Raw genomic sequence first — 9,381 nt, 5'->3', positions numbered from 1 at the left:
GACACTTACAACTGGTCGGTGAATTCTACCAATTATACAGCGACAGGAACTTATACGGTGTCGAACAACGGATGCACAGCGGATCAGGAGCTTCAGCTGACGGTTACTCCGAAGCCGGCGAAAGTCATCACGACCGCTACGATCTGCTCTGGCGATACATATAACTGGCCTGCCAACTCAACGAATTATACCGCGACAGGAACTTATACGGTATCCAACAATGGATGCACAGCAGACCAGGAACTGCAGTTGACGGTGACTCCGAAGCCTGCTAAAATCATCACGACGGCTGCGATCTGCTCTGGAGATACATACAACTGGCCGGCAAACTCGACTAATTATACAGCGACAGGAACGTATACGGTGGCCAACAACGGATGCACGGCGGATCAGGAGCTTCAGTTGACGGTAATTTCTATTGCAAGCCCAATTGTTGGATTAATAACACAGCCTACGTGTACATCATCAACTGCTAGTGTTGAATTAAGTGGTTTACCAACAGGTTCATGGACTATTAATCCTGGAAGTATAATAGGGAATACTGCTACAACAACAATTACAGGTCTAATCCCTGGAAATACTTATAACTATACTGTTACAGATTATTTAGGTTGTCAATCGTTGGCTTCTTCAAACGTAACAGTTCCAAGTTATATCTGTGCAGAAGATGATACGCCATCTCCAATTAATGGTGCAGCAGGTGGAACTATTTCTACTGTTTTTGCAAACGATAAAATTAATGGATCTTCATTCGTGTCAACGGATGTTACTGTTTCAACAAGTTTGCTCCCAGCAGGAATAGTTTTTAATTCTGACGGAACTATAACAGTTGCTCCTAATACAGTTGCAGGAACGCATTTGATTACGTATACAATTTGCATTTCTGCAAATTCAAGTATTTGCGATACTGCAATAGTGAAAATAATTATTGAAAGACCCGTAATCGACGCAGTTACGGAAACCACGACGGCAATCAACAGCAACAATGGAGGAACGACTGTTTCACTTACAGCAAACGATACGCTAGACGGGAATCTGTTTACGGTAGGCACTGGTTCTGGAAAAGTAACATTCAGTCTAGTAAGTACATTGCCGACAGGCTTTACGCTTAATGCCGACCAAACGATAACTGTAGCTCCGGGCACAGCTTCAGGAAGCTACGAAGTGGAATATTCGATCTGTGACAACGACCATGCATTGAACTGTGATACGGTAAAAAGCTATGTTCAAGTAACAGGTGATGTCCTGGTTGCCAATGCCGATTCTCCGGCATCTGTGACGACATCAAATACAGCCCAGACAATAATTACGGTTGTGGACAACGATACCAGAAACGGACAGCCGTTGACGGCATCGGAAGTGAAAATCACAACAACAGTTGCGGATCCTTCAGGATATTTGGTTCTGAATCCGACAACAGGAGTTGTAACCCTAGGAGCAAACGCTCCGGCAGGAAGCTATTCGTTGACGTATTCGATCTGCGACAAGACTAATGCATCGAACTGCTCGACGGCCACAGTGAGCTTGACAGCGACAGCTCCGATTGTGATTCCAGCAATCGACGCAGTTACGGAAACCACGACGGCAATCAACAGCAACAATGGAGGAACGACTGTTTCGCTTACAGCAAACGACACGCTAGACGGGAATCCGTTCGCAGTGGGTTCTGGTACTGGAAAAGTGACTTTTACGTTGATCAGCACATTGCCGACAGGATTTACGCTTAATGCCGATCAAACGATAACTGTAGCTCCGGGCACGGCTTCTGGAAGCTACGAAATAGAATACAGCATCTGTGACAACGGCCATGCATTGAACTGTGATACGGTAAAAAGCTATGTTCAAGTAACAGGTGATGTCCTGGTTGCCAATGCCGATTCTCCGGCATCTGTGACGACATCAAATACAGCCCAGACGATCATCACGGTTGTGGACAACGATACCAGAAACGGACAGCCTTTGACGGCTTCGGAAGTGAAGATCACAACAACAGTTGCGGATCCTTCAGGATATTTGGTTCTGAATCCGACAACAGGAGTTGTAACCCTAGGAGCAAACGCTCCGGCAGGAAGCTATTCATTGACATATTCGATCTGCGACAAGACAAATACGTCGAACTGTTCGACGGCGACAGTGAACTTGACAGCGACAGCTCCGATTGTGATTCCAGCAATCGACGCAGTTACGGAAACAACAACTGCTATCAACAGCAATAATGGAGGAACGACTGTTTCGCTTACAGCAAACGACACGCTAGACGGGAATCCGTTCACAGTAGGTTCTGGTGCTGGAAAAGTAACATTCAGTCTAGTAAGCACATTGCCTGCAGGATTGACGCTGAATGCCGACCAAACGATTACGGTGGCTCCGGGCACTGCTTCTGGAAACTACGAAATAGAATACAGCATCTGCGACAACGACCATACATTGAACTGCGACACGGTAAAAAGCTATATCCAAGTAACGGGAGATGTCTTGGTTGCCAATGCCGATTCACCTGCATCAGTGACGACATCAAATACAGCGCAGACGATCATCACAGTTGTGGACAACGATACCAGAAACGGACAGCCGTTGACGGCATCGGAAGTGAAAATCACAACAACAGTTGCGGATCCTTCAGGATATTTGGTTCTGAATCCGACAACAGGAGTAGTGACATTAGGAGCAAACGCTCCGGCAGGAAGCTATTCGTTGATGTATTCAATCTGCGACAAGACCAATACATCGAACTGCTCGACGGCGACAGTGAGCTTGACAGCGACAGCTCCGATTGTGATTCCAGCAATCGACGCAGTTACGGAAACCACGACTGCTATCAACAGCAACAATGGAGGGACGACTGTTTCGCTTACAGCAAACGACACGCTAGACGGGAATCCGTTTACAGTAGGTTCTGGTGTTGGAAAAGTAACATTCAGTCTAGTAAGCACATTGCCGACAGGCTTTACGCTTAATGCCGATCAAACGATAACTGTAGCTCCGGGCACGGCTTCTGGAAGCTACGAAATAGAATACAGCATCTGTGACAACGACCATGCATTGAACTGTGATACGGTAAAAAGCTATGTTCAAGTAACAGGTGATGTCCTGGTTGCCAATGCCGATTCTCCGGCATCTGTGACGACATCAAATACAGCCCAGACGATCATCACGGTTGTGGACAACGATACCAGAAACGGACAGCCGTTGACGGCATCGGAAGTGAAAATCACAACAACAGTTGCGGATCCTTCAGGATATTTGGTTCTGAATCCGACAACAGGAGTAGTGACACTAGGAGCAAACGCTCCGGCAGGAAGTTATTCGTTGACGTACTCGATCTGCGACAAGACCAATGCATCGAACTGCTCGACGGCGACAGTGAGCTTGACAGTGAAAGCTCCTGTTGTAACTCCAGTTTTGGTTCCAGTAATCGACGCGGTAACTGAAACTACGATAGCAATAAACAGCAACAATGGAGGAACGACTATTTCGCTTACAGCAAACGACACGCTTGACGGAAATCCGTTCACAGTAGGTACTGGTGCTGGAAAAGTGACTTTTACGTTGATCAGCACATTGCCGACAGGATTGACGCTTAATTCTGATCAGACGATTACGGTGGCTCCAGGCACAGCTTCTGGAAGCTACGAAGTGGAATATTCGATCTGCGACAACGACCATGCATTGAACTGCGATACAGTGAAAAGTTACATCATTGTTACGGGAGATTTATTAGTATTGAAAGATGATTTAGCGGGACCAATTACAGGAGTTAATCATCCAGTAAATGTTATTAATGTTTTAGGAAACGATACTAAAAATGGATTACCAATTACAGCTTCTGACGTAAATCTTTCAGTTACTGTAGCAGATCCAACAGGATACTTAAGCTTAAATCCAGATGGAACGGTTGTTTTAAAAGAAAATGCACCAGCAGGAAATTATGGACTTACATATCAAGTTTGTGAACTAAATACAACAAATTGTAAGACGGCTGAAGTTAAAGTTACAGTGGTTCTTCCAACAATGACAGTAACGGCAAATAGTTATTGCTCAAATGATGTTCCTTATGTATCATATAGCGTTACACCAGATAATTTTACAACAAACAATTTATTGACTGTAAAATGGATTGACAGTGATAATAATGTAGTTGCAACGCAAACGAATCTACCATTAAGTGGCAGTATTTTGTGGCCGGGAGCAATAGTAGATGGTAATGGAGTTGGAGTTGACTGGCCAGGATGGTTGTTGGCAAATGGACAATGGATTGAAGGTGCAGACGGATTTGAAAAAACTAGAACTGGTGTAACAGTAGAGTTTTCATTAAATCCTACAGTAAGTGTAGTTGTAAATTATCCACCGGCCACACCTCAATGTAATGCAAGACCAACATTTGAGATCAAAGCTAATAATGATAATGCAGGACCAATTGATGCTAAAAAAGGCATTAGTACAGCATTAAATATATTCAGTAATGACCGTTTAAACGGAAATTCATTTAATCAAACTGCAGTTGTTTTAAGTACAGTTGTTGCGAATCCTAATTTGATTTTAAATGCTGATGGATCTGTCGATGTAAAATCAGGAACGTCTTCAGGAACTTATCAATTGACTTATCAAATTTGTGAAGCTTCAAATTTATCAAATTGCAGTCAAGCAGTTGTTAATGTAACAGTGGTGAATTCAGAAGATCCTGTACCAACACCGCAAATTATTACAAAAGATGATTTACAAGTAAGTGTTGATGGTGTTAATGGACAACTTGAATTTGTAAATATTTTGGATAATGATTTATGGAACGGCCTGCCGATTGATCCGACAAATGTGGTGATTTCTAATACACCAAAAAGTCCATATTTTGAATTTAATGCAGACGGAACAGTAAATGTGAAACCAAATACACCTGGAGGAACTTATACTTTAGTTTATCAAGTATGCGAAAAAACAAATTCATCAAATTGTAGTTCATCAACATTGAATGTTTTTGTTGAAGTTCCAAATATTGCGATTATCAAAACAGCGGTATTTAATGATGAAAATGCAAATGGATTTGCAAATGCAGGCGAAACCATCTCATACAAATTTAAAGTAACCAATACAGGTAACGTTGCACTAAAAGGAATTACAATTACAGATCCGTTACCGGGTGTTGTGGTTTCTGGACAAGCAATTAACTTGGAGGTTGGTGAATCAAATGAAAGTAATTTCACAGCTAAATATAAAATTACTCAAAGTGATATTATTGCAGGTAAAGTAAGCAATCAGGCGACTGCTCTTGGGAAAAGCGCAAGAGGAGTTGAAGCCGAAGATAAATCTGATGATGTAAGCAATACAGGAGATAATCCAACAGTATTGGATTTAGATGGCTGTAAGGTAAAAGTGCTGAATGCTTTTTCTCCAAATGGAGATTTGAAAAATGCGAGATTCTATATTCAAGGAATAGAATGTTATCCGGACAATACGGTTGAAATTTACAATCGTTGGGGAGTCTTGGTATTTGATATTGATCATTACAACAATGAAGACCGCGTTTTTGTTGGGTTCTCAGGAGGACGTGCAACGATAAAAGAATCAGATGGATTGCCAGGAGGAACGTATTTCTATACGTTGAAATATAAAGATTCTGATTCAAATCAGCACGAGCAATCAGGTTACTTGTATCTAAATAAATAAAAAATAATAAACGGCTTGACTTTTAGCTGAGCCGTTTTTTAAAGCTTACTAAATGAAAAAATTAATTTTAATTTTCATGTTTTTTTCGGTTGTGTGTTCCGCTCAGCAAGATGCGCAGTATACGCAATATATGTATAATACAATTTCGGTGAATCCTGCTTATGCGGGTTCACGTGGTGTTTTGAGCGTGTTTGGATTGTATCGTACACAATGGATCGGACTTGATGGCGCACCAGAAACAAGTACATTTTCATTAAATACGCCTTTAAGCACTAACAGCAAATTAGGATTAGGTGCTTCTTTAGTCAATGATAAAATCGGACCAACGGTTGAAAACACTTTATCTGCAGATTTGTCTTATAGCATTCCAACTTCTGAATCCTTTAAGCTTTCCTTCGGAATAAAAGCAACCGCAAATATTTTTAATCTTGATGTGAGCAAATTGAGTTTTGAAAATCAAGGAGAAGAACAATTTCAAGATTTGCAAAATAAATTCTCTCCAAATATTGGTGCCGGAGTTTATTGGCATTCTGATAGAGCTTATTTAGGTTTTTCTGTTCCTAACTTTATCGAAACCAATCGTTATGATGATAATACGACTGCTATTCTTAAAGACAAAATAAACTACTATTTCATGGCAGGTTATGTATTTAATCTGGATAAATTAGAATATATAAGATTCAAACCAGCATTATTGACTAAAATGGTTCAAGGAGCACCTCTGCAAGTGGACGTTTCGGGTAATTTCATGTTTTATGATAAATTTACTTTAGGTGTTGCATACCGCTGGAGTGCTTCAGTAAGTGCAATGGCGGGTTTTCAGGTATCAAAAGGAATGTACATTGGTTACGGATATGATCACGAGACAACAAATTTAAGACGATACAATTCGGGATCTCATGAGATTTTCCTTCGTTACGAGTTTTTCAACAGTTATAAAAAAATGATCTCTCCAAGATTCTTCTAATTCGATACATCATGAGAATTAAAATTTTAAGCTTTTCTGTTTTGTTTATTTGCCTTTTTTTCAATGCAAATGCACAAACGACGAACATAACTTCTGCAGATAAAAAGTACGAGGATTATGCTTACGCAGATGCCATAAAAGCATACGAAAGTCTTGTAGAAAAAGGAGTAAAAGATGAAAAGATATTGCAAAGACTAGCTAATTCCTATTATTTTTTGAGTGAGTTACAATCGGCGTTGCAGTGGTATGATGAATTATTCCGAATGAATGAAGAGCAGGAATCTGAATATTTATATCGATATGCTCAGTGTTTAAAAGCGTCAGGGAATTATCAAAAAGCAAATGAAGTTTTAGAAAAATTCAATCAAAAAGCAGGCTCAGAAAAAAGGGCTTCTTTGATTAGAAATGAGAAAAACTACCTGGACGAAATTAAGTTTAATTCAGGACGATATGAAATTGCTGATGCCGGAATAAATTCACCTTATTCAGATTATGGAAGTATAATTTATGACAAAAAAATTGTTTTCACTTCGGCCAGAGATACGGGTGGAGTTACGAAAACAAGTTTTAAATGGACAAACAAATCATTCTCTAAATTATATAGTGCGGATTTGATGCCTGATGGAAGCGTTGGTAATCCAAAGTTGCTTCGCAAAAATCAAAAGGCAAAATTCAACGAGTCAACGCCAGTTTTTACAAAAGATGGCCGAACAATGTATTTTACTCGAAATAATTTCACCGACGGAAAAAGAGGTCAAAACGACAAGCAAGTAACACTTTTAAAATTATATAAAGCTGATTTTATTGATGGTCAATGGGTAAATGAAAAAGAACTTTCTTTTAATAGCGATCAATATAGTACGGCACATCCAGCTTTAAGCATCGACGAAAAAACATTGTATTTTGCCTCTGATATGCCTGGAACATTAGGACAATCGGATTTATTTAAAGTTGCAATAAATGCAGACGGAACTTTTGGTCAACCTCAAAATTTAGGACCGATAATTAATACCGAAGGAAGAGAAACTTTTCCATTTGTTTCGGCTGAAAATGAACTTTATTTTGCTTCGGATGGTCGTCCAGGACTTGGCGGACTTGATATTTTTGTTACCAAAATAAATCCAGACAATATGATCGAAGATGATGTGCAAAATGTTGGAGAACCAGTAAACAGTAAACAAGACGATTTCGGATTTACACTTGAGGGCAAAAATAGAAATGGATATTTTTCATCTAATAGAGACGGAGGGCACGGTTTAGATGATATTTATCGTTTCACCGAAATAAAGAGATTGGTTTGTGAACAGGATTTAATGGGAACAATTTCGGATACTGAATCAAATGAGGTTTTATCAAATGTAACTTTGGCATTGTTTGATGAAAATTTAAATCTGCTTGCAACAATTGTAACAGATGAAAAAGGAAATTACATTTTCCCAAAGATAAAATGTGGTAAAAAATATGCGATAAGAGCCTCGAAAAATGATTATGTATTAAAAGATGTTTCGGTAGTGCTTAAAAAAGAAAATGGCAAAACTACTTTGGATTTTACTATACAAAAAGTATTTGTGCCTTTAGTAGCTAAAACTATTGAAATTAAAAAAACAGCAGTAAAACCGGTGAAAATTGGCCCAATAAAAGTAGGTACAGATTTGGCGAAACTGCTTCATATTCCGATGAACTTTTTTGATTTAGGAAAAGCCACAATCAAAAAAACATCAGAACCAGATTTGCAGAAAGTCGTTGATGTTTTGAATCAATATCCAAATGTAAAATTAGATATTCGTTCACATACAGATAGCCGTTCATCATCTGAAAGCAATCAGATTTTATCAGATAAAAGAGCGCAGTCGACCAAAGATTGGCTCATAAGTAAAGGAATTGACGCCAACCGATTAACTGCAAAAGGATATGGTGAATCAAGATTAATAAACAAATGTGCTGACGGTGTAAAATGCACCGAAAAAGAACATCAGCAAAACAGACGAAGTGAATTTATAATTGTAGGTCTGTAATATCAAAAAAAGAGCTTTTTCAATTTTATGGAAAAAGCTCTTTTTTTTTGAAACACAAAAGCGTTAAAAAAACTTATTTTTCACAAAAAACGCTCGTTATTGATTTCATTCTTTGCGGGATAATTTTGAAAAATAAAAAATAGATGTATTTTGTTTAAAATGAATTGATTAGGTTTTTAAAAAGTTTGCTTTGGCAACAAATTGTTTTAATTTTTTTATAACTTTATAAAACTAAATTTTTTCAGATATGACTGTAAATCAAATACTAAACGCAAAAGGGAGAAATGTTTATTCCGTACATTCAACTACAACAGTTTATGAAGCATTGAAAGTAATGGGCGAAAAAAACATAGGGGCAATTCTTGTAATTGATGGAACTGACCTAAAAGGGATATTATCTGAAAGGGATTATGCTCGAAAAATTGTTTTGAAGGATAAATCGTCAAAAGAAACTTTTGTACATGAAATTATGGAAAGCAATGTTATTACCGTAAATCTTTCAAATAATATTGAAGATTGTATGGAGCTGATGAGCACAAAAAGATTCAGACATTTGCCTGTTTTAGAAGATGAAACTGTGGTGGGAATTATTTCGATCAGTGATGTTGTAAAGGCAATTATTGAGATTCAAAAAGATACTATACATCACTTGAATTCTTATATTTCGCAATAAAAGAAAATCCGAAAATATACTTTTATAAATAGTCCTGATTTTGAAGGACTATTTTTTTTTGACAC

Annotated in this window: 4 protein-coding genes; all 4 read left to right on the top strand. The window is 38.6% G+C overall.

Features of this window, described 5'->3' with window-relative positions; genetic code table 11:
• The first annotated feature begins 18 nt into the window (after positions 1-18).
• The 4 genes from AAYQ19_RS17730 (at position 19) to AAYQ19_RS17715 (ending at position 9,316) form a co-directional block, all read left to right on the top strand.
• Complete coding sequence (locus AAYQ19_RS17730; protein ID WP_343538072.1) at positions 19-5,661, top strand: T9SS type B sorting domain-containing protein; 5,643 nt, start codon at positions 19-21, stop codon at positions 5,659-5,661.
• Between the two features lie 52 nt (positions 5,662-5,713).
• Positions 5,714-6,628, top strand: coding sequence for a PorP/SprF family type IX secretion system membrane protein (locus AAYQ19_RS17725; RefSeq protein WP_343538070.1), 915 nt, complete (start codon positions 5,714-5,716; stop codon positions 6,626-6,628).
• An 11-nt stretch (positions 6,629-6,639) separates the two neighbouring features.
• The gene (locus AAYQ19_RS17720; protein WP_343538068.1) at positions 6,640-8,643 is read left to right on the top strand and encodes an OmpA family protein; all 2,004 of its coding nucleotides are present in this window, start codon (positions 6,640-6,642) and stop codon (positions 8,641-8,643) included.
• A 247-nt stretch (positions 8,644-8,890) separates the two neighbouring features.
• Positions 8,891-9,316, top strand: a complete 426-nt coding sequence (locus AAYQ19_RS17715; protein WP_343538066.1) for a CBS domain-containing protein — start codon at positions 8,891-8,893, stop codon at positions 9,314-9,316.
• Positions 9,317-9,381: the final 65 nt, after the last annotated feature.

The organism is Flavobacterium mesophilum (assembly GCF_039581405.1).
Taxonomy (GTDB): domain Bacteria; phylum Bacteroidota; class Bacteroidia; order Flavobacteriales; family Flavobacteriaceae; genus Flavobacterium.
This window is presented reverse-complemented; position numbering and strand designations above follow the sequence as displayed.